The sequence below is a fragment of the Streptomyces sp. NPDC005898 genome, from assembly GCF_040629635.1.
Lineage (GTDB): Bacteria > Actinomycetota > Actinomycetes > Streptomycetales > Streptomycetaceae > Streptomyces.
Genome location: NZ_JBEXWC010000003.1, coordinates 141659 through 167546, shown reverse-complemented (window position 1 = coordinate 167546; position 25888 = coordinate 141659). Strand labels below are relative to the sequence as shown.

The 25888-nt window shown below is 72.5% G+C and carries 20 protein-coding genes; 11 read left to right on the top strand and 9 right to left on the bottom strand.

Features of this window, described 5'->3' with window-relative positions:
- The first annotated feature begins 67 nt into the window (after nucleotides 1-67).
- Nucleotides 68-2812, top strand: coding sequence for a hypothetical protein (locus tag ABZ385_RS05995; protein ID WP_358910280.1), 2745 nt, complete (start codon nucleotides 68-70; stop codon nucleotides 2810-2812).
- Nucleotides 2813-2971: 159 nt separating this feature from the next.
- Nucleotides 2972-3469 carry a GNAT family N-acetyltransferase gene (locus ABZ385_RS05990; RefSeq protein ID WP_358909919.1) on the top strand — a complete coding sequence of 166 codons (498 nt, stop codon included), beginning with the start codon at nucleotides 2972-2974 and terminating at the stop codon, nucleotides 3467-3469.
- Here ABZ385_RS05990 and ABZ385_RS05985 read toward each other — a convergent pair.
- From ABZ385_RS05985 to ABZ385_RS05965, 5 genes are all read right to left on the bottom strand, one after another.
- Complete coding sequence (locus ABZ385_RS05985; protein WP_358910279.1) at nucleotides 3389-4252, bottom strand: slipin family protein; 864 nt, start codon at nucleotides 4250-4252, stop codon at nucleotides 3389-3391. The genes ABZ385_RS05990 and ABZ385_RS05985 overlap by 81 nt on opposite strands.
- Before the next feature lie 118 nt (nucleotides 4253-4370).
- On the bottom strand, nucleotides 4371-5225 hold the full coding sequence (locus ABZ385_RS05980; RefSeq protein ID WP_358584621.1) for a hypothetical protein: 855 nt from the start codon (nucleotides 5223-5225) through the stop codon (nucleotides 4371-4373).
- A 290-nt stretch (nucleotides 5226-5515) separates the two neighbouring features.
- Nucleotides 5516-6778: an MFS transporter gene (locus tag ABZ385_RS05975; RefSeq protein WP_358909917.1), complete on the bottom strand. Its 1263-nt coding sequence runs from the start codon at nucleotides 6776-6778 to the stop codon at nucleotides 5516-5518.
- Between the two features lie 189 nt (nucleotides 6779-6967).
- On the bottom strand, nucleotides 6968-7438 hold the full coding sequence (locus ABZ385_RS05970) for a VOC family protein (RefSeq protein ID WP_358699471.1): 471 nt from the start codon (nucleotides 7436-7438) through the stop codon (nucleotides 6968-6970).
- Between the two features lie 99 nt (nucleotides 7439-7537).
- Nucleotides 7538-8320 carry an arylamine N-acetyltransferase gene (locus ABZ385_RS05965; RefSeq protein ID WP_358909915.1) on the bottom strand — a complete coding sequence of 261 codons (783 nt, stop codon included), beginning with the start codon at nucleotides 8318-8320 and terminating at the stop codon, nucleotides 7538-7540.
- A 493-nt stretch (nucleotides 8321-8813) separates the two neighbouring features.
- On the opposite strand from ABZ385_RS05965, the gene ABZ385_RS05960 reads away from it, so the two are divergent.
- Nucleotides 8814-11033 carry an MMPL family transporter gene (locus ABZ385_RS05960; RefSeq protein WP_358699473.1) on the top strand — a complete coding sequence of 740 codons (2220 nt, stop codon included), beginning with the start codon at nucleotides 8814-8816 and terminating at the stop codon, nucleotides 11031-11033.
- An 86-nt stretch (nucleotides 11034-11119) separates the two neighbouring features.
- Here the strand turns inward: ABZ385_RS05960 and ABZ385_RS05955 are convergent, their stop codons facing one another.
- Nucleotides 11120-11560: a helix-turn-helix domain-containing protein gene (locus tag ABZ385_RS05955; RefSeq protein ID WP_358909913.1), complete on the bottom strand. Its 441-nt coding sequence runs from the start codon at nucleotides 11558-11560 to the stop codon at nucleotides 11120-11122.
- Nucleotides 11561-11665: 105 nt separating this feature from the next.
- Here ABZ385_RS05955 and ABZ385_RS05950 point away from each other — a divergent pair, with 105 nt between their 5' ends.
- A complete protein-coding gene (locus ABZ385_RS05950; protein WP_358909911.1) occupies nucleotides 11666-12475 on the top strand; it encodes an NAD(P)H-binding protein in 810 nt (269 codons plus the stop codon).
- Nucleotides 12476-12528: 53 nt separating this feature from the next.
- On the opposite strand, the gene ABZ385_RS05945 is transcribed toward ABZ385_RS05950, so the two are convergent.
- The gene (locus ABZ385_RS05945; RefSeq protein ID WP_358909909.1) at nucleotides 12529-13518 is read right to left on the bottom strand and encodes a LacI family DNA-binding transcriptional regulator; all 990 of its coding nucleotides are present in this window, start codon (nucleotides 13516-13518) and stop codon (nucleotides 12529-12531) included.
- 374 nt (nucleotides 13519-13892) lie between these two features.
- On the opposite strand from ABZ385_RS05945, the gene ABZ385_RS05940 reads away from it, so the two are divergent.
- The 5 genes from ABZ385_RS05940 (at nucleotide 13893) to ABZ385_RS05920 (ending at nucleotide 21288) form a co-directional block, all read left to right on the top strand.
- Nucleotides 13893-14828: a sugar ABC transporter permease gene (locus ABZ385_RS05940; protein ID WP_358909907.1), complete on the top strand. Its 936-nt coding sequence runs from the start codon at nucleotides 13893-13895 to the stop codon at nucleotides 14826-14828.
- A gap of 5 nt (nucleotides 14829-14833) precedes the next feature.
- Nucleotides 14834-15769, top strand: a complete 936-nt coding sequence (locus ABZ385_RS05935) for a carbohydrate ABC transporter permease (RefSeq protein ID WP_358909905.1) — start codon at nucleotides 14834-14836, stop codon at nucleotides 15767-15769.
- A 110-nt stretch (nucleotides 15770-15879) separates the two neighbouring features.
- Complete coding sequence (locus ABZ385_RS05930; RefSeq protein ID WP_358909903.1) at nucleotides 15880-17220, top strand: sugar ABC transporter substrate-binding protein; 1341 nt, start codon at nucleotides 15880-15882, stop codon at nucleotides 17218-17220.
- 98 nt (nucleotides 17221-17318) lie between these two features.
- The gene (locus tag ABZ385_RS05925) at nucleotides 17319-19364 is read left to right on the top strand and encodes a beta-galactosidase (protein ID WP_358909901.1); all 2046 of its coding nucleotides are present in this window, start codon (nucleotides 17319-17321) and stop codon (nucleotides 19362-19364) included.
- Nucleotides 19365-19428: 64 nt separating this feature from the next.
- Nucleotides 19429-21288 carry a glycoside hydrolase gene (locus tag ABZ385_RS05920; protein ID WP_358909899.1) on the top strand — a complete coding sequence of 620 codons (1860 nt, stop codon included), beginning with the start codon at nucleotides 19429-19431 and terminating at the stop codon, nucleotides 21286-21288.
- Here the strand turns inward: ABZ385_RS05920 and ABZ385_RS05915 are convergent, their stop codons facing one another.
- Nucleotides 21289-22323, bottom strand: a complete 1035-nt coding sequence (locus ABZ385_RS05915; protein ID WP_358909897.1) for a DUF3048 domain-containing protein — start codon at nucleotides 22321-22323, stop codon at nucleotides 21289-21291.
- Nucleotides 22324-22581: 258 nt separating this feature from the next.
- Between ABZ385_RS05915 and ABZ385_RS05910 the strand changes: the two genes are divergently transcribed.
- Together ABZ385_RS05910 and ABZ385_RS05905 are read left to right on the top strand one after the other, a co-directional pair.
- Nucleotides 22582-23355 carry a PTS sugar transporter subunit IIA gene (locus ABZ385_RS05910; protein ID WP_358909895.1) on the top strand — a complete coding sequence of 258 codons (774 nt, stop codon included), beginning with the start codon at nucleotides 22582-22584 and terminating at the stop codon, nucleotides 23353-23355.
- A gap of 34 nt (nucleotides 23356-23389) precedes the next feature.
- Nucleotides 23390-24961: a PTS ascorbate transporter subunit IIC gene (locus ABZ385_RS05905; protein ID WP_358909893.1), complete on the top strand. Its 1572-nt coding sequence runs from the start codon at nucleotides 23390-23392 to the stop codon at nucleotides 24959-24961.
- Nucleotides 24962-24982: 21 nt separating this feature from the next.
- Here the strand turns inward: ABZ385_RS05905 and ABZ385_RS05900 are convergent, their stop codons facing one another.
- The gene (locus ABZ385_RS05900) at nucleotides 24983-25840 is read right to left on the bottom strand and encodes an endo alpha-1,4 polygalactosaminidase (protein WP_358910277.1); all 858 of its coding nucleotides are present in this window, start codon (nucleotides 25838-25840) and stop codon (nucleotides 24983-24985) included.
- Between the last annotated feature and the right edge of the window lie 48 nt (nucleotides 25841-25888).

Sequence of the window (25888 nt, the reverse complement as noted above, 5' to 3'; positions counted from 1 at the left end):
GAGGACAGTGATCCAGAGGAGGACCACTTTGAGACGCGTCTCAAGAGTGGCGACCACGGCGCTCGCGATGCTCGCACTCGCGGCGGCGTCCCCGGGGGCGGCGCGGGCGCTGCCGTCGGCCGACGCCCGGCCCCCCGCGTCGCCCACCCCGCCGGGCAGCGACGACAACCTTCCCCACGGCTGGCGGGTGGTGGGCGAGGGCAACGGCAGGCAACTGGTCTGGGCCGCGCCCGAGCCGGTGCCCATGGGGGACGCCCGCGTCGAGTTCTACTCGGGGGACAAGCTCCTCGGGCGGCCCGAAGCGGCCCGCGACGGCCGCTCGTTCCGGTTGCCGCTCGGCGGTGCGCGCGTCGGAGCGGCGAAGAAGCTGCGCGTCGTCGCCGGCGGCCGCCGCCTGGACGAGGCGGGAGCCGGCCGGGAGCCGAACGCCCCGCGCTCCGCCTCGCTGCCGGCCCCGGCGCCCGCGAACGAGGTCGACCCCGGCACGCCGGGCCGCTACCGCACCGTCAGCGGCTCCTACACCCTGGACTCCGTGCGGCTGCCCGGCTACGCGCAGCCGGTGGAGATGAAGGCCGACGTGGTGGGCCCCGCCGACGCCCCGGGGAAGCGGCCACTGGCGCTGTTCCTGCACGGCCGGCACGCCACCTGTTACGGCGGCGGCGACGGAGCGGACGGTTCCTGGCCCTGCAAGGGCGGCGCCAAGCCGGTGCCGAGCCAGTCCGGGTACCGGAAGGCCCAGCAGCTCCTGGCCTCCCAGGGCTATGTCACGGTGTCCATCGCCGCCAACGGCATCAACGGCCAGGACCACCTCGCCGAGGACGCCGGCGCGCAGGCCCGCTCCTCGCTGGTGCGCCTGCACCTGGCCCGCTGGGCGGACTGGGCCGAGAAGCGGGACGGCGCCCCGGCGGCGGTCCGCGACACCGCGCCCGCGGACCTGGACCGGGTGCTCCTGGTGGGCCACTCCCGCGGCGGCGAGGGCGTCAACCGGGCCGCGCTGGACAGCCTTTACGCCCCGCCCGCCGACCAGGACGGCTACCACGGCCCCGTGCGCTGGAAGATACGGGGCAACGTCCTGATAGGCCCCACCATCTTCGGGCAGAACCCCGTCCCGGACGTGCCCTCCGCGACGATCCTGCCCGGCTGCGACGGAGACGTGTCCGACCTCCAGGGCCAGCTCTACGCCGACGGGACGCGCCGCGTCAGCAACGGCACCGCCCTGCACAGCTCGCTCTACATGGTCGGCGCCAACCACAACTTCTTCAACAGCGAATGGACTCCCGGGCAGGCCAAGGCGCCCGCCGACGACGACTTCCAGACCGGGGGCCGGGACCGGGTGTGCTCGCCGGGCAGCAGGACCCGCCTGACCGCCAAGCAGCAGCAGGCCGCGGGCGCCACGTACATAGCCGCGGCGGCACGGCTGTTCGTCGGGGGTGACGACCGGGTGCGGCCCCTCCTCGACGGCTCGAACCGGCGTGCTCCCTCGGCCGGCCCCGCGCGGGTGCTGAGCCACGCCGTCGGCGCGCGCCGCACGGAGGCCTTCCTGCCCGACTCCTCGACCACCGTCACGGGCGGCCGGCTGTGCGCCCAGGTGCATCCGGACGCCGCCCGCTCCTGCCTGCCGCCCGACATGGCGGGCGGCTCACCGCACTTCGCGGGCTGGGAGGTCTCACCGGAGCCCGGCCGGGACGCCGTGGCGATGCGCTGGACGCGGGCCGGCGCCCCGGTACGGGTGAGCCCCGCCCGCCCGGTGTCGCTGGCGGGCGCCAAGAACCTCGCGCTGCGCGTGATCGTGCCGCCCAACACCACCGGCACCAAGCTGGACGTCACGCTCGTGGACGCCGCCGGGCACCGCGCCGGGCTCGGCCGGGTCCGCGTCGACGGGCTGCCGGGCACCGGTCGGACCACCTCCTACTGGGGCCGCGAGGTCCGCGTGCCCCTGACCGCCGAGGTCCGGACGAAGCTCGACCTCAAGCGGGTGAAGACCCTCGAACTCACCCCGCGCACCCGCTCCGGGAAGGCGTGGCTGGTGGACGCCTGGGGCTGGCGGGCCGGGACGCCCGCGGTGAAGCAGTCCGCGCTGGCCCGGGTCGACATCGGCCGGCTGACCGTCGACGAGGGCGATTCCGGGGTGCGCACGCACCACGTACCGGTCCGCGTCACCGGCTCGGGCACCGGCAAGGTCCGCCTCTTCGCGCCCAAGCCCGGCTCGGAGGAGGTCGGCCACCGCACGGTGCCGGTACGCCCGGGCGGCCCGGACATCGACGTGCCGATCGAGGTGCGGGGCGACACCCGCTACGGCTACGACGTCCCGCACGACGCGTTCGCCAAGGCGGTGCGCGGCGCCGTGATCGGGTCCCACCACGGCGGCGTGACGGCACGCAACGACGACCCGATGCCCGAGCTGACCCTTGAGCCCGTCGCCGACCGCGTCACCGAGGGCAAGCGGCTGAAGTGGCGCATGACGCTCGCGGAGCCCATCGACGTGGACCTCATGGCGGGACTCGCGTTCCGGCCCGTCGACCGGGGCGCCGAACTCTCCACGCTCGACGTGGATCCGCGCTGGCTCATGGAGGAGGCGGGCCAGAAACCCCGCCCGGGGCGCGCGCTCTCCAAGATGTGGAAGGACGGCGAATCCCTCTTCCTCATCCTGCCCGCCGGCAAGAAGAGCGTCGAGGTGAGCGTGCCCACCATCAAGGACACGGTGCGCGAGCCGGACGAACACCTGAAGGCCCAGCTGTTCGTGTACGACCAGTACGGGGAACCGCAGGACGGCGGACCGGTGATCACCGGAACGGTCCGGAACGCGAGGTAGCGCGGGGATCGACCGGCCCGGCGGCCAGTTCGGTCGCCGGTCCGGCCGACCCGCGGGCGCGTTCGGACCGACGCATGAGTCAACAGCATGGCGGCGGGAGAGGTTCCCGGGGGGCGTAAATCCCCGACCCCTTCCGTCGATCTTGCATAGGGTGCGCCCATGTCCGCTTCCTCGAACGCTCCCCAACTCCAGCTCCTCGGCCCCGGGCACGCACCGGCCCTGCTCGCCTTCGAGAAGGCCAACCGCGCCTTCTTCGCCGCGTCGGTGCCCGACCGGGGCGACGCCTACTTCCGGGACTTCGCGGCGCGACACGGCGCCTTGCTGGCCGAACAGGCCGAGGGCGTCTGCTACTTCCACGTCCTGGTCGACGACGCGGGCGACGTGCTCGGGCGGGTCAACCTCGTGGATGTGACCGACGGCAGCGCCGAACTCGGCTACCGCATCGCGGAACGGGCCACCGGCCGGGGCTTGGCCACCCGTGCCGTTCGGCAGGTCTGCGACCTCGCCGGCACCGCGTACGGCCTCACCGGGCTGCGTGCCGCCACGACCTTCGACAATCCGGGCTCACGGGCCGTGCTACACCGCGTGGGGTTCCTCCCCGCCGGCGACATCCGGCTCGACGGCCGCCCCGGGACCCGTTACACGCTGGCGCTCTGACGCCTCGGGTGCGGTCGCCGGAGGCTGCTGGGCCCGTTCCAGGAAGCGGAGCAGCTCCACCGGGAACGGCAGGACGAGGGTGGAGTTCTTTTCGGCGGCGACGGCCACCACGGTCTGGAGCAGCCGGAGTTGGAGCGCCGCGGGCTGTGTGGACATCTCCTTCGCGGCCTCGGCGAGCTTCTTGGAGGCCTGGAGTTCGGCGTCGGCGTTGATGACGCGGGCCCGGCGCTCGCGGTCGGCCTCGGCCTGGCGGGCCATCGAGCGCTTCATCGTCTCGGGCAGCGACACGTCCTTGATCTCGACGCGGTCGATCTGCACGCCCCAGCCGATGGCCGGGCTGTCGATCATCAACTCCAGGCCCTGATTGAGCTTTTCGCGATTGGAGAGCAGGTCGTCGAGGTCGCTCTTGCCGATGATGGAGCGCAGCGACGTCTGCGCCATCTGCGAGACCGCGAAGCGGTAGTCCTCCACCCGCACGACCGCCTCGGCGGCGTCCACCACCTTGAAGTAGATGACGGCGTCCACCCGCACCGTGACGTTGTCCCGGGTGATGCCGTCCTGCGCGGGCACCGGCAGCGTCACGATCTGCATGTTCACCTTGCGCAGCCGGTCGACGAACGGGACGACCAGCGTGAAGCCGGGCTCCCGCACATGTCCGGAGAGCCGGCCGAGACGGAAGACCACGCCACGCTCGTACTGCTTGATCACCCGGGCCGCGGCCATCCCGTACACCAGGCAGCCCGAGGCGACCGCCGCGCCTGCTGTCAGCAGCTCCTGCACCATGGCGACCCCCCTGACGTCCGAGTCGGCCACTGTTTTCACGATATGCCCGCGCTTGTCCATCGGTCGAGCCCCGGGTGGCACCGGAATCAGCCGGCACCGGACTCGGCCGGCACGCGAGTCAATCGGCGGCGGGCCCGGGCCGGTCCGGGTGGGGCCGGGACTCGTGCAGGCGCGTGTGATAGCGCCCCTCGGACTCGCGCCCGGTCGGATCCTCACCGGCCATGATCACCTGCCGTACGGTGTCCCGCCGCTCCTCGGGACCGGTGAAGAGCCGCTGCGGGTAGGTGCGCGACCTGTCCGTCTCGGTGCGCAGGCCGTGCGCCGCCAGCGTCGCCGCGATACGCCCGTAGGGCACGCTCCGCAGCACGAACGCGCTCACCCACACCTGGGTGCGCGCACAGCCGAGCAGCGCGTCGAACGTGCGGTGGGAGAGGTAGCTGATACCGCCCGTGACGGTGATCAGCCCGACGCGGGCGACCGCGCGGCACAACTCGGCACTGGGCGGACGCTGTTCCAGGTCCTCGGCGTACGCCTCGTCGAGGAGCCCCACCTCCAGCGCGTAGCGGGTGGCGTTCGCCGCGACGTCGAGCCCGATGACCGGCGTGGCGTCCGCGCGCCGCCGCGAGGCGTAGAACTCCTTGTCGTACTGGACGAGTTCGTGCGGGGTGAGTGCCGCGGTCCGCGCGGAGGTGTAGTGGGCGTACAGGTCGGCGAGGGTGAGGTCGTGGTTGAGCAGCGCCGCGTTGATGCCGTAGGAGCAGCACACGTCGAGGACCGTGACGGGGCCGCCGCTGCCGGGCACCTGGGCGCGCAGGTCGCGGGTGCGGCGGAAGACCGCCTGGGCGTGGTGCGGGATCTCGTACTCGTACGGCGCCAGGGTGCGGAAGTAGGCGCGCGGGTCCGGCTGGTCGTAGAGGTCGTCGAACCGGGTCTTGCCCGATGCGGTCCTTTTCCTCGGCCGGTCTGTGGCCATGGGGCACCTCCGGGAGTGAGGGGTCGGTCGGGGCCGATGTGCAGCTCTACCCGACACGCGCCGACCTCGCCAGGCCCCGTGGCGGCTACCGGCCACGGCACCGCCCGCCGCGCCGGTCCCGAGGCGCCTGTCCGACCGCCCTGGAGCCGATGCTCACCTCCCAGGGTCCCACGCCCCGGAGCCGGCCGTTCCGGCGCATTCCTCCGGGCCCCCGCGCCGGGGCACCTGGCGAGAGGCACCCGGCGAGGGGCCCGTCTCCCGTAGGCCCCCGCCCCTCCCGTACGGTCCCCTCAGCCGACCGCGACGGCAGGCCCCTCGGCCGGTGCCGTGTGGCCCGGCTCCCGCGCGGCCGCCCCCGCCCGCCGGGCCCACCGCACCGCGGGCCCCATCAGCAGGGACGCCGCGAGGAAGACCGCGCCGAGCACCAGCCACCCCGGCACGCCCCACGTCACCAGGAGCCACGTCAGCAGGAGCGGTCCCGCGGTGCGGGCGACCGGGACGCCCGTGCCGAAGAAGCCCTGGTACTGACCCACGTGCCGCGCGGGCGCCAGCGCGAAGCCGATCTGCCACGCCCCGGCCGACTGCTGCATCTCGGCGATCACCTGGAGCACCGCGCCGACGACCAGGACGGCGGCCGCCGCCCACGGCGAGAACACCGCCGCCGACGCCGCGAAGACCGCGCACGAGGCGAACATGACGAGCCCGGAGCGCCGCACCGCGCGGACGGCCGTCGCCGGACCGCTCACGCCCCGGGCCATGCGCACCTGGAAGGCCATCACCGCGAGGGTGTTGAGGACGAACAGCGCCGAGACCAGCCACCCCGGGGCGGCGGTGCGCTCCACCGTCCACAGCGGGATCGCGAGGCTGAGCAGCGGCATCCGCAGCAGCAGCACCGCGTTGAGGAGCGCCACCACCGCGTAGGGCCGATCGCGCAGCACGGCGAGCCTCGGCCCGCCCACGGCCGCGGCCGGGGTCCGCGGCAGCGGGGGGAGCCGCAGCAGCACGGCCCCGCAGAGCAGGAAACCCGCCGCGTCGAGTGCGAGGACCGCGCGGTAGGCCTCGGCGGTGTCATGGCGCAGGGCCAGCCCGCCGATGGCCGCCCCGAGGGCGAGACCGGCGTTCAGCGTCGACTGGAGGTGGGCCAGCACCGCCGTGCGCTCCGGAGGCGGTACGAGCCCGGCGAGCAGCGCCTGCCGGGCCGCCGCCAGACCGCACTGCGCGACCGCGTACACCACCGCCGCCACGACGAACAGCGGGAAGGAGCGGACGAACAGGAAGGCCCCCACCGCCGCCGCCGTGGCCAGGGCGAGCAGCACCGACGTCCCGCGCGGCCCCCGCCGGTCGGCGAGCGCCCCCAGCGGCACCCCGGCCACCGACCCGATCGCCCACGCGACCGTCAGGCCGAGGCCGATCTGGGTGGGGGAGAGGCCGACGACCCGGGTGAAGTAGAGCGCCGACGACACGTAGTACGCGCCGTCGCCGACGGAATTGCTCAGCTGCGCGGCCGCGAGGGCGCGCGGCGCCCCCGGCGGCGGAAGAACACGGATCGACACGACGCTCCCCGAGTCGGCGGCCCGACGGGCCGGCCCTGGTGTGACGCGTCGAAGGTAGGCCGGGGGCGACGGCCGTGAGCGGGCCAATCACCCACCGCGATCGTGCGCCAATCCGGCCTCACGCCTCACGCCTCGCACCTCACGCCTGGCGCCTCACGCCTGGCCCCTCCCGCCTCACACCCCCGCGTCTCAGCCGTCGGCCGCCGCCCGGAGCGCCGCCACGTCGAGCTTCTTCATGCCGAACATGGCCTGCATGGCGCGCTGGGCGCGCTCCGGGTCCGGGCCGGTGACCAGTTCGGTGAGGATGGTGGGCACGACCTGCCAGGACAGGCCGTACTTGTCCTTGAGCCAGCCGCAGGGACCCTCCTCGCCGCCCTCGGACAGCTTCGCCCAGTAGTGGTCGACCTCCTCCTGGTCGGCGCAGTCGACGGAGAGGGAGACGGCCTCGCTGAAGGTGAACTCCGGGCCGCCGTTGAGGGCCGTGAACGGCTTGCCGTCCAGCTCGAAGTCCACCGTCAGGACGGTGCCCGCCGGGCGCGGGGCGCCTTCTCCGTAGTACGAGATGTTCTTGATCGCGGAGTTCGGGAAGACCGAGACGTAGAAGTTCGCGGCCTCCTCGCCCTGCGTGTCGAACCAGAGGTTGGGGGTGATCCTGGGCATGGCACTCTCCTGTCGCGTACGCGCCGGTCCCGCCCGCACCTGCCGGGCGAACTGTCTCTATGGGGACCGTCGCAGCGCCCGGAACTCATCGCCACTCGGTCACCGGGATGTGCGCACGCGCGGCTCCCGCTCCAGACGGATGCCGAAGTACCGCTCGTAGGCCGCGAGGACCTCCGCCTCCGAGGCCAGCTCGGTGACCGTCCGTTCGCCGTCGCGGGTGGTGGTCAGGGTGCGGCCGCTGAGCGTGATCCGGCTGTCCCCGTCGATGATCGAGCAGACCAGGGAACGGGTGAAGTGGGAGGCGGGGGAGGTGCGGTGATACCAGGCGCCGCCCGTGAAGTCCGCCAGGGTGCGCGGGCGCGGGTCCAGCAGGTACTGCGGTTTTCCGTCCTTGAGGACGTCCAGGTCACCCTCCGCGCTCTCCACGAGACGGAACGTGCCGCCGGGGTCCGTCTGCTCGCCCCGCTCGCCGTACGCCAGCGGCAGATGGCTCTGGGCGCCGAACCCGATGTCCGCGAGCCACTGGCCGCCATCCTGCGTACGCACCAGGAGCGCCAGATGGTCGAAGGGGATGCCGAGCCGGCCCTTCTCGTCGTACACCCGGGCCTGCAGCGGTGTCACGTCGAAGCCGAGGGCCGTCAGAAGGGCCCCGAAGGCGCCGTTGAGTTCGTAGCAGAAGCCGCCGCGGCGCTCCCGCACGACCTTCGCCACCAGGGCCTCGGCGGTCAGTTCGATCTCCTCGCCGAGGTGGACCGAGAGGTTCTCGAAGGGGACGCTGCGCAGATGCGCGAGGTGCAGCTCGCCGAGGGCCCGGGCGGTGGGGGCGGCCGGGCGGGCGGCGCCGATCCGCCGCAGGTAGGCATCGGTCTGTTCGGTGTCCATGCGCCCCAGTGTGGCCGGGGCGGCCGCGCCCGGACCACGGCCCCCCGGCGTTGCCGCACCGGCCATCGGACCTAGGACCTCCGCCCTACCGTCCCGCGCGTCAATTCCCGGACGCGCACCATGCGAGACCCCAGGAGGTGGATCACCGATGGACCACAGGCAGTGAGGGACCACAGACAGTGAGGGACCACAGACAGCGAGGGACCACAGGCAGGAGGAACCGATCGTTCCGCGCCAATGGCCGACGAGAGTATTGACACGTGACTGCACCCTGTGAACTAGACCGGGACCGCGCCTCTCCTCCCAGGGGATGAGACTCCACCGCACGCAGTACACCGCCCGTGGGCCGATAGTCGGGCTCGCAGTCGGACTCCCGCGCCGCCGTCGGCGGCGAGTATGGAGAGCAATCCCGCCGACCCGCCCGACGTGCGCCGACCGCACCGACGGAGGGCCGGCTCCTGCCAGCTCCAACCCGACGGGGGTCCCTTTCGCCGTGGCTACGTTCCTGTACAAACTAGGCCGCCTCGCCTTCCGGCGACGCCGTTACGTGGCGCTGCTCTGGGTGGCGCTCCTCGTCGGTGCGGGCGTCGCTGCCTCGACCGCCCCGGCCCCGCCCGAGGACTCCTTCTCCATGCCGGGAACGGAGTCGCAGAAGGCCTTCGACCTCCTGGAGAAGCGCTTCCCGGACGCCAGCGCCGACGGCGCCAGCGCACGCGTCGTCATACGGGCCCCCAAGGGCGAGAAGATCACCTCGGCCGACTCCAAGGCCGAGGTCAAGAAGATGGTCGCGGCGATCGGCGAGGGCTCGCAGGTAGCCGGCGTCGACGACCCGTACAAGGCGAAGACCGTCAGCAAAGACGGCACCACCGCCTACACCTCCGTGACGTACAAGGTGGCCGCCACCGAACTGACCGACAAGTCGCGGGACGCCCTGACCAAGGCCACCGACACGACCCGGCACGCGGGTCTGACCGTCGAGGCCGGCGGCGACGCCGTCATGGCCGAGCAGGACATGGGCGGCAGCGCCGAACTCATCGGCATCGCCATCTCCGCCGTCGTCCTGATCCTCACCTTCGGCTCGCTGGTCGCGGCGGGCATGCCGCTGCTCACCGCCATCATCGGCGTCATGATCGGCGTCAGCGCCATCGGGGCGCTGGGCAGCACCCTCGACCTGTCCGCCACGACCTCCACCCTGGCGACGATGATCGGCCTCGCCGTCGGCATCGACTACGCCCTGTTCATCGTCTCCCGCTTCCGGGCCGAGATAGCCGAGGGCCGCACCCCGGAGGACGCGGCGGGCCGCGCCACCGGAACCGCCGGTTCCGCCGTGGTGTTCGCCGGACTCACCGTCGTCGTCGCCCTCTCCGGCCTCGCGGTCGTCAACATCCCGATCCTCACCAAGATGGGCCTGGCCGCCGCCGGGACCGTGGTGGTCGCCGTCCTCATCGCGCTCACCCTGATCCCCGCGCTGCTCGGCTTCGCCGGCCGCAAGGTGCTGCGCCGCAAGGACCGCAAGAAGTCCACGAGCGAGCTTCAGGACCCGAACGCCAAGCCCAAGCTCGGCACCCGCTGGGCGCGCTTCGTGCTGCGCCGCCCGCTCGCCGTCCTGCTCGTCGCGGTCGTCGGCCTCGGCGCGATGGCGATCCCGGCCACCAGCCTCGAACTCGGCCTGCCCGACGAGGGCACGGCGGCGCCGGACACCACCCAGCGCAAGGCGTACGACATGCTGTCCGAGTCCTTCGGCGCCGGCTTCAACGGCCCGCTGATGGTCACCGTCAGCAAGGACTCCGGGGTCGCGGCCGCCGCGAAGACCGTCGGCGAGAAGCTCGCCAAGGTCGACGGCGTCGTCGCCGTGACGCCTGCCACGGCCAACAAGGCCGACGACACCGCCATCCTGAGCGTCGTCCCCGGGAGCGGACCGAGCGACCACAAGACCGAGGAACTGGTCAAGTCGATCCGCTCCAGCGCCGAGGGCATCGGCGCCGACACCGGCTCCGAGATCCTGGTCACCGGCCAGACCGCGATGACCATCGACTTCTCGCAGACCCTCGATGACGCGCTGCTGCCCTACCTGGGCCTGGTCGTCGGCCTCGCGTTCCTGCTCCTGATGCTGGTCTTCCGCTCGATCCTCGTCCCGCTCAAGGCGGCGCTCGGCTTCCTGCTCTCGGTGGCCGCCGCGCTCGGCGCCGTCGTCGCCGTCTTCCAGTGGGGCTGGCTCGCGGACGTCGTGGGCGTCGACCAGCCGGGCCCGATCATGAGCATGATGCCGATCTTCATGATCGGCGTGGTCTTCGGTCTCGCCATGGACTACGAGGTGTTCCTCGTGACGCGGATGCGCGAGGCGTACGTCCACGGGGCGCGCCCCGGCGAGTCGATCGTCACCGGCTTCACCCACGGCGGACGGGTCGTGGCCGCGGCCGCGATCATCATGATCAGCGTCTTCTCCGGCTTCATCATGGAGAACGACGACATGATCAAGATGATGGGCTTCGGACTGGCCGTGGCCGTCCTCTTCGACGCGTTCGTCGTCCGCATGGCGATCGTGCCCGCCGTGCTCGCGCTGCTCGGCAAGGCCGCGTGGTGGCTGCCGCGCTGGCTGGACAAGGCGCTGCCGAACGTGGACGTGGAGGGCGAGAAGCTGCACAAGTCCCTCGGCGACACGATGACGCCCGACGCGCGGGACGAACGGGAGCTCGAGTCCGTCGGCAGGTGACACGGCCGTAACCACCGGGCGGGCCGGCCGGGGCATCCCTTCACGGGGCGCCCCGGCCGGCCCGCTCGGCGCTTGTCGGCCCTTCGTCAGGGCTGCTGCCGGCGCTCGCGCTGCTGCTGTGGTGAGGCGTCGTACGAGGCGCGGGCCGCGGCGATGGCGGTCCGGTGGCCGATCGACCAGTCGGCGAGCGCCTTGACGAGGTGCGTGAAGCTGTGGCCCATCTCCGTCAGCTCGTACTCGACCTGGGGCGGGATCGTCGGATACACCGTCCGCCTCACCAGCCCGTCCCGCTCCAGGCGGCGCACCGTGACGGTGAGCATGCGCTGCGAGATGCCGCCGTGGATCCTGCGCTGCAACTCCTTGAACCGCAGGACACCCGCGGCGAGTTCCACCACCACGTACACGGACCACTTGTCGCCGAGCCGGTCGAGGACGTCCCTGACCCCGCACTCGTCCTGCGGCGTCTCGCAGCTGATCACCGGGTCCCCGGCCGCGGGGGTGGTTACCGCGGTGTGCCCTGCTGACATCCAAGTGCCTCCTTACGCGGCGCGGTCGCCGCTGCCGATGATGGTCCCGAAACCGCTGACCGGCGGCGTCACGTAGAGAACCGCTCACCACGGGGGAACCATCCCATGCTCATGATCACCGGCGCCACGGGCGCCCTCGGCAAGCTCGTCACCGCCCGCCTCACCGGCCGCGACGACGTCGTCATCGGCACGCGCCGCCCGGCGCCCGGCGAGCGCCGCGTCGACTTCGACGACGCCGCCTCGCTGGACTTCACCGGCGTCGACACCCTCCTGCTGATCTCCGCGGGCGCCGCCGAGGACGACGTGGTCACCGCCCGCCACGACGCCGCGATATCCGCCGCGGAGAAGGCGGGCGTGCGCCACCTCGTCTACACCAGCCTCAGCGGCGACGGCGACCACCTCACCTACGCGCCGGCCCACCGGTGGACCGAACGCAGGCTCCGCGCCTCCTCGTCGGCGTGGACCGTGCTGCGCAACGGCCTGTACGCGGAGTTCCTCGCCGCCATCGCCGCGCCGGGCCCCGACGGCACGATCGCCGCGCCGCTGGGCGCCGGCCGCCTCACCGCCGTGGCCCGCGAGGACCTCGCGGAGGTGGCCGTCCGGGTGGCGACGGCGCCGGCCGCGCACGCGGGCCGCACCTATGAGCTGGTCGGCGAAGAGGCCCTGGGCGGCGCCGACCTCGCGGCCGCGCTCGGCGGCTCGTACGAACCGGGCTCCCTCGCCGCGACCCGCGCCTCCCTCATCGAGGCGGGCCAGGCCCTGCCCTTCCAGGTGCCGATGCTCATGAGCACCTACTCGGCGATCGCGGGCGGCTTCCTGGACGGTACGTCGGTCGCCCGCAACGACCTGCGGACCCTGCTCGGCCGCGAGCCGCGCCCGGCGATCGAGGCGTACCTGCGAGCGGTACGGGGCTGAGGGTTCGGCCCGGTGCCCGTGGAGCCGTCGGGCCCACGGCCCCGCTCCGGGCGCTACCGCGACGGCGGCGGCGCCGTGCTGTCGCGCAGGACGAGCCGCGTCGGCACCAGCGTCGTACCGCGCTCGGCGGCGCCCTGCCGGACCTGCCGCAGCACCCCCTCGACACAGCGCCGCCCGACCTCCGCGAAGTCCTGGTGCACCGTCGTCAGCGGGGGCAGGAAGGAACCCGACTCGGGGATGTCGTCGAAGCCGATCACGCTGACGTCCCGCGGTACTTCACGACCCCGCTCGTGCAGGGCCCGCAATAGACCGAGCGCCATCTGGTCGTTGGCGGCGAACACCGCCGTGCAGTCGTCCCGCGGGGCGAGTTCGAGACCGGCCCGGTAGCCCGACTCCGCCGACCAGTCGCCCCGCACCGGCGGCGGCACGAAGCGCCCCTCCTCGACGAGCGTCGCGCGCCAGGCGTCGGCGCGGCGCTGGGCGGCGAACGACTCCGCGGGCCCCGCCAGATGCCACACCGTGCGATGGCCGAGGTCGAGCAAGTGCCGTACGGCGGCCCGGGTGCCGCCGGTCTGGTCGGTGTCGACCACGGTGTAGCGGTCGCCCGCGTCCGAGTCCGCCACGACGACCTGGACGTGGGGCGGCAGGGAGAGCGTCGCCGCGTCCAGCAGATGCACCTCCATGATGACGATCACCGCGTCGACGGCCAGTTCGCCGAGCCGGGAGAAGGCGCCGCGCACCTCGTCCTGCGTGGGCACGGCGACCGGCAGCAGCGTGACGGCGTACCCCTCCTGGGCCGCGGACGTGGCGATCGCCTCCAGCGTGCGGACGTTGCCCGTGGTGGAGAGGGTGAAGGTGATGACGCCGATGGTGCGGAACTCACCGCGTTTGAGGGCGCGGGCGGCGCTGTTGGGCCGGTAGCCCAGCTCCTTCATGGCGGCGAGCACCTCCAGGCGGGTCTCCTCCGTCACGCCGGCGTAGCCGTTGGAGACCCGGGACACCGTCTGGGAGGACACGCCGGCGAGGCGGGCGACGTCCGCCATGGAGGCACGCTGCGGCTGCCCCCCGGCCCGGGGCCGACGGCCTGCCCGCGCCCCTGCTACCCGCTCCGACGGGCCGCTGCCCGCCTCCCTCGCCGGGGCACTGCCCCTCATCCCCACGCCGTTCTTCGCTGCCACGCCGTCCCCTGCTTCCACGCTCTCCCTCACCAGGTGAGCCGTCGGTCCGCCGAACGACCCTTGACCCCCGTCATCGGGGCAGTGTAGACATGCCGCCACCGAATGTTTACGTAAACATAACACCGCGCCCTGCGCGGCGGAGCGCGATGTTTGCGTAAACACCCGGCCTATGTTTACGCAAACATCGCGGCACGGAGCGGCAGGCGCCGGTTCCGCGCGGGACGAGCGAGGAACGTGACATGACGACGCTGCACCCGACGACGGCCCCAGGGCGGAGATCCATCCGGCCTCCCTCGCGGCGGCCCCGCCGCGCCGGCCGCTCCTGGGCGGGGTGGGGGTTCATCGGCCCGTTCGTGACGGTCTTCGCCCTCGTCTTCCTCGCGCCCCTCGCGTACTCCGTCCACCTCAGCCTGTTCCGTGAGCAACTCATCGGCGGCACCACGTTCGTGGGGTTCGACAACTACGAGCAGGCGCTCGAGGACGAGCAGTTCTGGGCGTCTCTCGGCCGCGTCTCGCTGTTCCTCGCGGTCCAGGTGCCGATCATGCTCGGCATCGCCCTGCTCGTGGCCCTCGCCGTGGACAGCGGCCGCCTCTACGGCAAGGACTTCTTCCGGATCGCGGTCTTCCTGCCGTACGCGGTGCCCGCCGTGGTGGCCTCGCTGATGTGGGGCTTCCTGTACGGCACCCGCTTCGGGCTCGTCGGCGACATCAACGACGCCCTCGGCGTGTCGCTGCCCGACCCCCTCTCCCCGGACCTGGTGCTCGCCTCGATCGGCAACATCGTCACCTGGGAGTTCGTCGGCTACAACATGCTGATCTTCTACGCGGCGCTCCGCGTGGTCCCGCACTCCCTCTACGAGGCCGCGCAGATCGACGGCGCCGGCCAGTGGCGCGTCATCGCGGCGATCAAACTCCCCGCCATCCGGGGCGCCCTCGTCATCGCGACCATCTTCTCGGTCATCGGCAGCTTCCAGCTCTTCAACGAACCCGCGATCCTCCAGAAGCTGGCGCCCAACGCCATCACCACCGACTACACCCCGAACTACTACACGTACTCGCTGTCCTTCTCCGGCCGGCAGCACAACTACTCCGCGACGGTCGCCATCGTCATGGGCCTGATCACCATGGTCGTCGCCTACGTCGTCCAGCTGCGCGGCATGCGCAAGGGAGCGTGAGCCCGATGACCGACGCCACCACCGCCCCCGGCCCCGCCACCCGGCCGCCCGCCGCCGTCCCCCGGCTGCGCGCCCCGAGCCGCCGCGTGACGAGGCGCCGGCCGAGGCGCAGTGTCACGCTGACCGTCGTCACCGGCGTGGTCCTGCTCTACAGCCTGGCACCGCTCGTGTGGCTGCTGCTGAGCGCCACGAAGACGCAAGCGGGCCTGGCCGACTCGTTCGGGCTCTGGTTCGACGGGGAGTTCGCGCTCTGGGACAACATCACCGAGACGTTCGCCTACCAGGACGGCGTGTTCGTCCGCTGGCTCCTCAACACCCTGCTGTACGTGGTGGTGGGCGCGGGCGGCGCCACCCTCCTCGCGGTCCTCGGCGGCTACGCCCTCGCCAAGTTCGACTTCCCCGGAAAGCGGGGCGTGTTCGCGGTCGTCATCGGGGCGGTCGCGGTGCCCACCACGGCGCTCGCCGTCCCCACCTTCCTGATGTTCAGCGAACTGGGTCTCACCGACACCCCCTGGGCGATCATCGTCCCCTCCCTGATCTCGCCGTTCGGCCTGTACCTGATGTGGGTGTTCGCGAGCGAGGCGATCCCCACCGAGCTGATGGAGGCCGCCCGCGTGGACGGCGCGGGCGAGCTGCGCACCTTCTTCCAGGTCGCCCTGCCGCTGCTGGCGCCCGGCACCGTCACCGTGCTCCTGTTCACCACGGTCGCGACCTGGAACAACTACTTCCTGCCGCTGATCATGCTGAAGGACCCCGACTGGTACCCGCTGACCCTCGGCCTCGACGCGTGGAACAAGCAGGCGTCCACGGCCGGCGGCGAAGCCGTCTTCAACCTCGTCGTCACCGGCTCCCTGCTGACCATCGTGCCGCTGATCGCGGCCTTCCTGCTGCTCCAGAAGTACTGGCGGTCCGGCCTCTCCGCCGGAAGCGTCAAGGAGTGAGCTCGACCCCCGCCCGCCGTACGGCAGCCCGGGCACGACAGCCCACACACGGAATGTCGCACCCCGTCCCCGAGCACCACCACGAGAACACGAGAAGTGGAAGCATCGCCATGCCCAAGCGTCCCCGCCGCCTGCTGCGCGGCACCGGTATCGTCTGCGCCCTCGTCCTCGGGGCGAGCGCCTGCGGCGGCTCCGACGACGGCAACTCCACCCAGGAGCGGGTCGGCCCGGCCGACATCCGGGCCGCGCTGAAGAAGGGCGGCACCGTCACCGTCTGGGCGTGGGAGCCCACCCTGAAGCAGGTCGCCGCCGACTTCGAGGAGAAGTACCCGAAGGTCGACGTCGAACTGGTCAACGCGGGCACCAACAACGACCAGTACAAGGCGCTGCAGAACGCCATCTCCGCGAAGAAGGGCGTCCCCGACGTCGCGCAGATCGAGTACTACGCGCTCGGCGAGTACGCCCTGACGAAGTCCGTCACCGACCTCACCCCCTTCGGCGCAGGCAAGCTCGCCGGCAGCTACTCGCCGGGGCCGTGGAACGCCGTGAAGAACGACGAGGGGATCCACGGCCTCCCCATGGACTCCGGGCCCATGGCGCTCTTCTACAACAAGAAGGTCTTCGACAAGTACGACATCGCCGTGCCGACGACCTGGGACGAGTACGTCGAGGCGGCCCGCAAGCTGCACAAGGCGAACCCCAAGGCGTTCATCACCGCTGACGTCGGGGACGCCGGGCTGACCACCAGCCTGCTGTGGCAGGCCGGTTCGCACCCTTACGACGTCGACGGCACCGAGGTCGGCATCGACTTCACCGACGCGGGGGCGAAGAAGTACACCGGCACCTGGCAGAAGCTCATCGACGAGAAGCTTCTGGCGCCCGTCGCTGGATGGAGCGACGACTGGTACAAGGGCCTCGGCGACGGCACCATCGCCACCCTGCCCATCGGCGCCTGGATGCCCGCCAACTTCGCCTCGGGCGTGAAGGGCGCGGCCGGTGACTGGCGCGTGGCGCCCCTGCCCCAGTGGACCAAGGGCGCCGGGGCGAGCGCCGAGAACGGCGGCAGCTCGCTGGCCCTGCCCACACTCGGCGAGGACAAGGAACTGGCGTACGCCTTCGTCGAGTACGCCAACTCCGGCGCGGGCGTGCGGACCCGCGTCGAAGGCGGCGCCTTCCCCGCGACCACCAAGGACCTCCGGTCCAAGGAGTTCCAGGACACCAAATTCCCCTACTTCGGCGGCCAGCGGGCCAACAAGATCTTCGCCGAGTCCGCGGCGGACGTCCCGGCCGACTGGGAGTACCTGCCGTACCAGGTCTACGCCAACTCGATCTTCAACGACACCGCCGGGAAGGCCTACGTCTCGGGCACGCCGCTGGCCAAGGGACTCAGGTCCTGGCAGGACGCCTCGGCCAGGTACGGAACCGAGCAGGGCTTCACCGTACGGAAGTAACAGAAGCAGCCGACGGCCCCGGCCCCGCACGGGCTCACCCCCCTCCCGCATCCCCGCACCCGTGCGCCGCTCGCCGGCGGCGCACCGGAAGGACCACCATGATCTCCCCCCTCCCGCTCCGGCTCCTGGACGGAGCGGACGGCGACGGCCCCCGCCCCCGCCTCGCCTACGGCGCGGACTACAACCCCGAGCAGTGGCCGCGCGAGGTCTGGGCGGAGGACGTGCGGCTGATGCGCGAGGCCGGCGTGAACATCGTCTCCCTCGGCATCTTCTCCTGGGCCCGCCTCCAACCCGCCGAGGACACCTGGGACTTCGCCTGGCTCGACCACGTCATGGACCTGCTGCACGCGGGCGGCATCGCCGTCGACCTGGCCACCGCGACCGCCTCACCGCCGCCCTGGCTGACCACGGCACACCCCGAGATCCTGCCCGTGACCGCGTCCGGCGAGACCCTGTGGCCCGGCGCCCGCCAGCACTGGCGGCCCACCTCACCCGTCTTCAGGACCCACGCCCTGCGGCTGGTGCGCGCGATGGCCGACCGCTACGCCGGCCACCCCGCCCTGGTGGCCTGGCACATCTCCAACGAGCTGGGCTGCCACAACGTCTACGACTACTCCGACGACGCGGCCCGCGCCTTCCGCGTCTGGCTGCGCGAGCGCTACCGCACCCTCGACGCCCTCAACCACGCCTGGGGCACCGCCTTCTGGTCCCAGCGCTACGGCGACTGGGAGCAGATCCTGCCGCCCCGCCTGGCCGCCTCCCACCCCAACCCCACCCAGCAGCTGGACTTCAAGCGGTTCTCCTCCGACGCGCTGAAGGAGTATCTGCGCGCCGAGCGCGACATCCTGCGCGACCTCACCCCGGACGTGCCCGTCACCACCAACTTCATGGTGATGGGCGGCACGAAGGGCATGAACTACGCCGACTGGGCGGACGAGACCGACTTCGTCTCCAACGACCACTACGTGAGCCCCGGCCCCCAGGCGCGGGACGAGCTGTCCTTCTCGGCCAACCTCACCAGCGGCATCGCGGGCCACCGCCCGTGGTTCCTCATGGAGCACTCCACCAGCGCCGTCAACTGGCAGCCCGTCAACCTCGCCAAGCGCCCCGGCGACCTCGCCCGCGATTCACTGCTGCACGTCGCCCACGGCGCCGACGCCGTCTGCTTCTTCCAGTGGCGCCAGTCGGCGGCGGGCGCCGAGAAGTACCACTCCGCGATGGTCCCGCACGCCGGGGCGGACAGCGAGGTCTTCCGCGCCGTGCGCGACCTCGGGCGCACGCTCGGCGCGCTGGCCCCCGTCGCGGGCAGCACGCGGGAGCCCGCCCGGGTCGCCGTCCTCTTCGACTGGGAGTCGTGGTGGGCGAGCGAACAGGACTCCCATCCCACCACACTCCTCGACTACCGCCAGGAGGCCCTCGACTGGTACTCCGCGCTGCTCACCCTCGGCATCCGCGCCGACGTCGTCACCACACGGGCCGACCTCGACACCTACGACCTGCTGATCGCGCCCGTCCTCCACCTGGTCCCCGAGGCGCTCGCCAAGGACCTCACGGGCTACGTCGAGAGCGGCGGCCACCTGGTCACCACGTACTTCTCCGGAATCGTCGACGAGAACGACCACATCTGGCTCGGCGGCCACCCCGGTGCCCTGCGGGAGCTCCTCGGCATCCGGGTCGAGGAGTTCGGGCCGCTGCTCGCCGACGACAGCGTCGAGCTGGACGACGCCACGACGGGCACGGTGTGGACCGACCGGATCACCGTCGCCGCCCCCGGCGTGGAGGTCCTGGCCACCTACCGCACCGGCGCGTACGCGGGCCGCCCCGCCGTCACCCGCAGGGCCTCGGGCGCAGGCTCGGCCGCGTACGTCTCCACCCGGCTCGGCGCCGAGGGCCTGACCGCGCTGCTGCCGCGGCTGCTCGACGCCGCCGGCGTGGACAGCGAACTGCCCGCCGCCGCACGCGGACGCGTCGAACTCGCCGTACGCCGTGGCGATGACGGCCGCTACCTGTTCCTCGTCAACCGGACCGACGAACCGGTGCCCCTGCCCGGCCTGACCGGCGAACCGCTGACCGGCCCCGGCGAGGGCGGCGACCTCGTCCTTCCCCCCAGGGGCGTCGCCGTCCTGCGGCAGCCCGCCCCCTGACCCGCACCCGATCCCCGCGCACAGCGCCACCGCACCGCGACCGCACACGAGTTGGGAGCACACGTTGGCACGCCGTACCCGCACACGACGCCTCGTCGCAGCCGTCGGCATCACCGCCCTCGCCACCGGGGCCGCGCTGATCACCGTCCCGCAGCCCGCGGCCGTCGCCGCCACCGCCGCCGTCACCGTCCGGCCCGACCCCTCCTACCGGCAGGAGAAGTTCGAGGGGTGGGGCACCAGCCTCGCCTGGTTCGCCAACGTCACGGGCGGCTACCCCGAGGAGATACGCCAGAAGCTGGCGCGCCTCCTCTTCGACGACGACGGACTCGCCCTGAACATCGCCCGCTACAACATCGGCGGCGGCAACGCCCCGGACGTCAAGGACTACCTCCGCGCCGGGGGAGCGGTCGAGGGCTGGTGGCGGGCCCCCGAGGGCACCACCCGCGAGGACACCGGCTGGTGGGACGCGAAGGACCCGGCGGACTGGAACCCCCGCGCCGACGCCACCCAGCGCTGGTGGGTCGACAGGATCAAGAACGACATCGACCACTGGGAGACGTTCAGCAACTCCCCGCCCTGGTTCATGACCAGGAGCGGCTACGTCTCCGGCGGCTTCGACGCCGCCCAGGACCAGCTGAAGGCCGCATCGGCCGACGATTTCGCCGCCTACCTGGCGGGCGCGACCAGGCGGCTGGAGAAGGAGCACGGCATCAAGGTCGACACCCTCGACCCGTTCAACGAACCGAACACCACCTACTGGAGCACCCGCCTCGGCAGCGACGGCGAACCCGTCGGCGGCCGCCAGGAAGGCGCCCACATGGGCCCCGAGCTCCAGCAGCGCGTCATCCGGGCCCTGGCACCGGCCCTGCGCGCGTCCGGGACCCGCGCCAAGATATCCGCGATGGACGAGACCAACCCCGAGGTCTTCGCGCGCAACTGGCACAACTACCCCGCTGAGGTCCGCGCCCTGGTCGACAGGATGAACGTCCACACCTACGGCACCGCCGGCCGTACGACGGTACGGGACCTGGCGAAGGCGGCCGGCAAGCCGCTGTGGATGAGCGAGGTCGAGGGCGACTGGGGGGACGGCCAGGACTTCGCGGACATGTCCCCGGGCCTCGGTCTCGCCCAGCACATGGTCGACGACCTGCGCGAACTGGAGCCCCGTGCCTGGGTGTTCTGGCAGCCGGTGGAGGACTACGACAACATGAAGCCGGGCGGCGAGTCCGCCAAGGGCGGCAACTGGGGCAGCATCCAGCTCCCGTTCAGCTGCACCGCCGAGGACACCCTCGACACCTGCCCCATCCGCACGAACACCAAGTTCGACACCGCCCGCAACTTCACGCACTACATCAAGCCCGGCGACCGCCTCATCAAGGTCGACGACACCTCGAGCGCCGCCGCCGTCGCCGAGAACGGCCGAGGGGCGACCGTCGTCCACGTCAACAGCACCACCGCCGAACGAACCGTCACCGTCGACCTGTCGAAGTTCGCCCGCGTCAGTCGCGGTGCCACCGTCACACCGGTGGTGACCAGCGCCGGGGGCAAGCTCGAACGGCACCCCGCCATCGGCGTCACCGGCCGGAAGGCCACCTTCACCGTGCCCGCGGAATCGGTGACCTCCTTCGTCGTCACCGGGGTCTCGGGCGTCGCCGAGGACGCGGCCGTGCCCCGCAAGGACGCCACCTACCGGCTGACCGGCGTCCACAGCGGCAAGCACCTCACCGCCACCGAAACCGGCCTCGTCGTCAAGAGCGCCGAGGCGCCCGGCGGGACACAGCGCTGGCAGCTGCGCGGGATCGGCGGCGCCACCGGGAGCACGCGGCGCCACGTGATCACGGACCCGGCGGGCGGCAAGCGCCTGACCGTACGCGCCACCGGGAACCACGCCCCGGTGCTCGAACCCGACCGGGGCCGCCCCTGATCAGCTGCGGTCCGCGTAGACGATCCAGACCTGACCGGGGGCGAAGGGCATCCGCCGGCCGTCGGGCAGCGTGAACGTCGTGCCGGCGGTGGCCGAGGGCCGCGCCCACCGGGTGGGGTAACTCTTCCCGTCCCGCAGGACGAGCGCCTCCCCGCCGCCGACCGTCTCGATGTACGGCGTCACCGCGCCGGTGTAGTCCTTGTAGCGCGAGGACCGCATCGTCACGTACTGGATCACGACGGTCCGTGCGCCCAACCGCGCCCCGGAGGTGCTGCGCGCAGGCGCACCGTCGAAGGACGCCAGCCAGCGGCCCTCATCGGCCGACCAGTCGAAGGTGTGCGAGGCCAGGTCGTAGTCGACCGCCATCCGCGCCATAGGGGTGCCGCCCGCCGGGGCGGGACCGAAGCGGAAGCCGATGTCGGCGGGCCGGTCGGCCTTCGGCATCGAGCGCAGCAGCGCCTTGGGACGGACGAAGAGGTCGTGCGGGGCGGGCCGGCCGGACTGCCGGAAGTACGCCTCGGGGACATCGGTGTGCGTGCGGGCGTGGACGGGGGAGTCCTGGAGCGTCTTGAGGAGCGCGCTGCGCACCCCCGAGTACGCGAGGGCCGGCCGGCCGAACTGGCGCAGGAGTTCGATGTCGGACTCGCGGGCGCTGCGCACCGGCCCCGCCGCTTTCGGCAGTTTGCCGGAGTACACGCCCATCAGGCGGCTCATCCCGCCCTCGACCTTCTCCACGTAGACGATGTCCGCGTCCCCGATGCCGGTGTGCGGACGTGCCTCGCTCGCGTTGTCGAACTTCACCGCGAGCACCGGGCCCTGTCGTGCCGCCTGCCCGGTGAAGGGGGAAAGGCTCTGGGCCGGCGGCACCCGCTCGGGCGCCGGGGCACCGCTGCCCGCCGGGGCGGGGCCACCAGCGGGGGAGGGGTCACCGTCCAGGGCGGAACAGCCTGCGGCGAGGGCCGCCGTGGCGGTCAGGGTGAGAACGGTCGCGGCGACGCGGATGCGGCGCGCGGGGCGGACCGGTGCTGATGCCATCGAGGTGTCTCCCTTCATGGCGGGACCCGGCGTCGGGCCGGGCATCTGTCGTGGCCGCACAGCGGCAGCACCAGGCCTTCCTCCCGGAGCCGGGCCCGTACCACCGCAGGGGCCATCCACCCGGTCACGTCACTCCTTCCGGGCGTTGTGCGCCCTTCCTGGCGCGCCGCACCCGGGCGGCGCGTCGCGGCAGTAGGCGGGACTCAGCAGTAGGCGGGACTCAGCGGTGCCACGCGCCCGTCGGCGAGAATCATGTGCATGGCAGCGCTGAACGAGATCCTCCCCGTGGCAGCCGTCCTCCTCGACGCGCCGGCGGCCGACTGGCGCGAAGCCGTCCGGCGCGCCGGTGACCTGTTGGTCGCGACGGGCGCCGCGGCGGACGCGTACACCGCCGAGATGATCGAGAACATCGAGCGGAACGGCCCGTACCTCGTCGTCGCCCCCGGTCTCGCCCTGGCCCACGCCAGGCCCTCGCCCGCCGTCCACGCCACCGGCATGTCCTGGGTGCGGCTCGCGGCACCCGTGGAGTTCGGCCACGAGACCAACGACCCCGTCGAACTGGTCGTCGGTCTCGCCGCGAAGGACGCCGGCGAGCACACCGCCGCCATGGGCGCGCTCGCGCGGCTCCTCGCCGACCCCGACACCGCCCGCGCCCTGCGCGAGGCGCCGACCCCGCGAGCGGTGCACGCCCTCCTGGCGGACGCGCCCGAGGAGGCGCGTCCGGAGGTACGCGGCGGCAGGGGTGCCCCGCACAAGATCCTGACCGTGTGCGGCAACGGCGTCGGCACGAGCCTGTTCCTCAAACAGACCCTGGAAGTCGTCCTGGAGCGCTGGGGCTGGAGCGGGTACGTCACCGTCGAGGCGACCGACACCATCTCCGCCAAGGGCAAGGCGCACGAGGCCGTCGCCGTCCTCACCTCGCGAGAGATCGCCGGGACACTCGGCGACGTCGGCGTGCCGGTGAAGGTCGTGGAGGACTTCACCAGCGCGGCGGAGGCCGACCGCGTCCTGCGCGACACGTACGACGTCTGACGGCCCCGGCAGCTGCAAGGAGAGGGAACACACCATGGACCGGCTCGTGACGATCGCACAGTTCCTGGTCGACGAGATCCTCAGCCGACCCGCCTACCTCATCGGGCTCATCACCGCCGCCGGGCTGCTCGCCCTGCGGAAGTCCGCCGGGCAGATCGTGGGCGGCGCCATCAAGGCGACGCTGGGCTTCCTGCTGATCGGGGCCGGCGCCACCCTCGTCGTCGACGCCCTCGCCCCGCTCGGCAGGATGATCCAGGGCGCCACCGGGGCGCACGGCGTGATCCCCACCAACGAGGCGATCGTCGGCATCGCCCAGGAGCGGTACGGCGCCCGCGTCGCCTGGCTGATGATCCTCGGGTTCGCCGTCAGCCTGCTCCTGGCCCGCTTCACGCCCCTGCGCTATGTGTTCCTGACCGGCCATCACATGCTGTTCATGGCGACCCTGCTGACGATGGTGCTCGCCATCGGGGGCCAGGCCTCGTGGGTCGTGGTCGCCGTGGGCGGTGTCCTGCTCGGAATCCTGCTGGTGGCACTGCCGGCCTTCGCGCACCCCTGGACCAAGCGGGTCACCGGCAACGACAGTGTGGCGATCGGCCACTTCGGCACCGCCGGCTACATCGCGGCGGGCGCCACGGGCCGGCTGGTGGGAGGCCGCAGCCGCTCCACCGAGGAGATGGACCTCCCCGAAGGGCTGCGCTTTCTGCGCGACTCGATGGTGGCGACCGCCCTGTCCATGGTCCTGATCCACCTCGTCACCTCCCTCGTCTTCCTCGGCAAGGTCGGCAGGACGGCCGCCTTCAAGGCCTTCGGCGATGACGGCGCGGCGGGTGCGGCCGGCGTCGGCGACTACGTCATGCGGTCCGTCATGCAGGGGCTCCAGTTCGGCATCGCGGTCGCCGTGATCCTCTTCGGCGTGCGGACGATCCTCGGCGAACTCGTCCCCGCCTTCCAGGGCATCGCGCGCAAGCTGGTGCCCGGCGCCGTGCCCTCGCTCGACGCGCCGATCGTCTTCCCCTACGCCCCGAACGCCGTCCTCGTCGGTTTCTTCTCCAGCTTCACGGGCGGCCTCGTGAGCCTCGGACTGCTCGCCTGGATTTTCCACCCCGCCTTCGGTCTCGCCCTGGTCCTGCCCGGTCTGGTCCCGCACTTCTTCACGGGCGGCGCGGCCGGCGTCTACGGCAACGCGACCGGCGGCCGGCGCGGCGCGGCCCTCGGCGCCTTCGTCAACGGCGTCCTCATCACCTTCCTGCCGGCGCTGCTCCTGAAGGTCCTCGGTGCCTTCGGCGAGGAGAACACCACGTTCGGGGACGCGGACTTCGGTTGGTTCGGCACGCTCGTGGGGTACGCGGCCAAGGCGGGGGAGACGGGCGGGGCCCTCCTGATGCTGCTGATCGGCGCGGTCGTCCTGCTCGGCGCGATCGTCGTCCAGAAGCGGGTGGTGGAGACCGGCTGGGACCCGGGCGCCCACCGTGACGCCCTGCTGCCACCGGACAAAGGCCCGACCGCCGGGGCCACGGACACCGGCGGTCCCGCGGTGACGTACGGCAAGATCGCTCCTCCGCGCGGCGCCCCGAAGCCCCCTCCGCCGCCCGGGCGGCAAGGCTGACCGGCCGGGAGGCCCGCGCCGTCAGCAGTGCCGGTACACGTGCCCGTCCTCGCCCGCGGGCAGGACGTCGCGGTCGCGCAAGGTCACCGACAGTTTCGCGCCCCAGGAGCGGCAGGCGGCGTCGAAGTCCTTCTGCTCGTACTCGATGTCGAAGACCCTGCCGTCGTACGCCGCCTCGAACGCGGGGCACTCCCGGTAGCGGGCGCACTCCTCGGTCACGGCGAAGTCGAAGCCGATGGAGCGGCGCCGCGCCAGGAGGTCGGTGGTGTTCTTCTGGGCGATGGCCAGGCCCTCGTCGTGGGCGCGGCGGGCCAGGAGCCGGGCGAAGGCCGCCGCGTCGTCCACGGTGAGCAGCCCCTTGGAGCGCTCGTAGGAGTCGAGGTTGTCGGGCTCCACGGCGTCGAAACCGGCCTCGGAGCAGCCCTCGATCCACTTCCCGACGACATCGAGCAGGGCGGAGCGCTTGGCGGGGTTGGAGATGTCGAGCAGGGGCTCGTGCCAGTCCTCGTCGACGACCAGGCGCCCGTCGCCGTCGCGCAGGAGCAGCTCGGGGTGCTCGCGCTGCCACCAGCGCGCGGCCTTCCTGCCGGGCTGGGCCTGGAAGGCGTTGACGTAGCAGATGTTGTACCGGCCGGGGGCGGGATCGGCGGCGCGATCGCGCGTGAGGGCCCGCACCTTCGCCGGGGGCCGGTAGGCGCCGCCCAGTTGGTAGTCGAACGCCGCGTCGACGGGCGGGCGCCGGACGGCGTCACCGGCGGGGGAGCCGGGGGCCGGCGAACAGGAGGTGGCGAGGGGGCCGAGAAGCACGAGGAGCAGCGCGCCCCCGACGCCGGCGCGTGCGGTCCGCGTGCGGCGGTTCTTGCTGGTGGGCCACTTGATTCCGGTCACCGGGCCAGGATCGCAGCCCCGCGCCGTCGGACGGTGCGC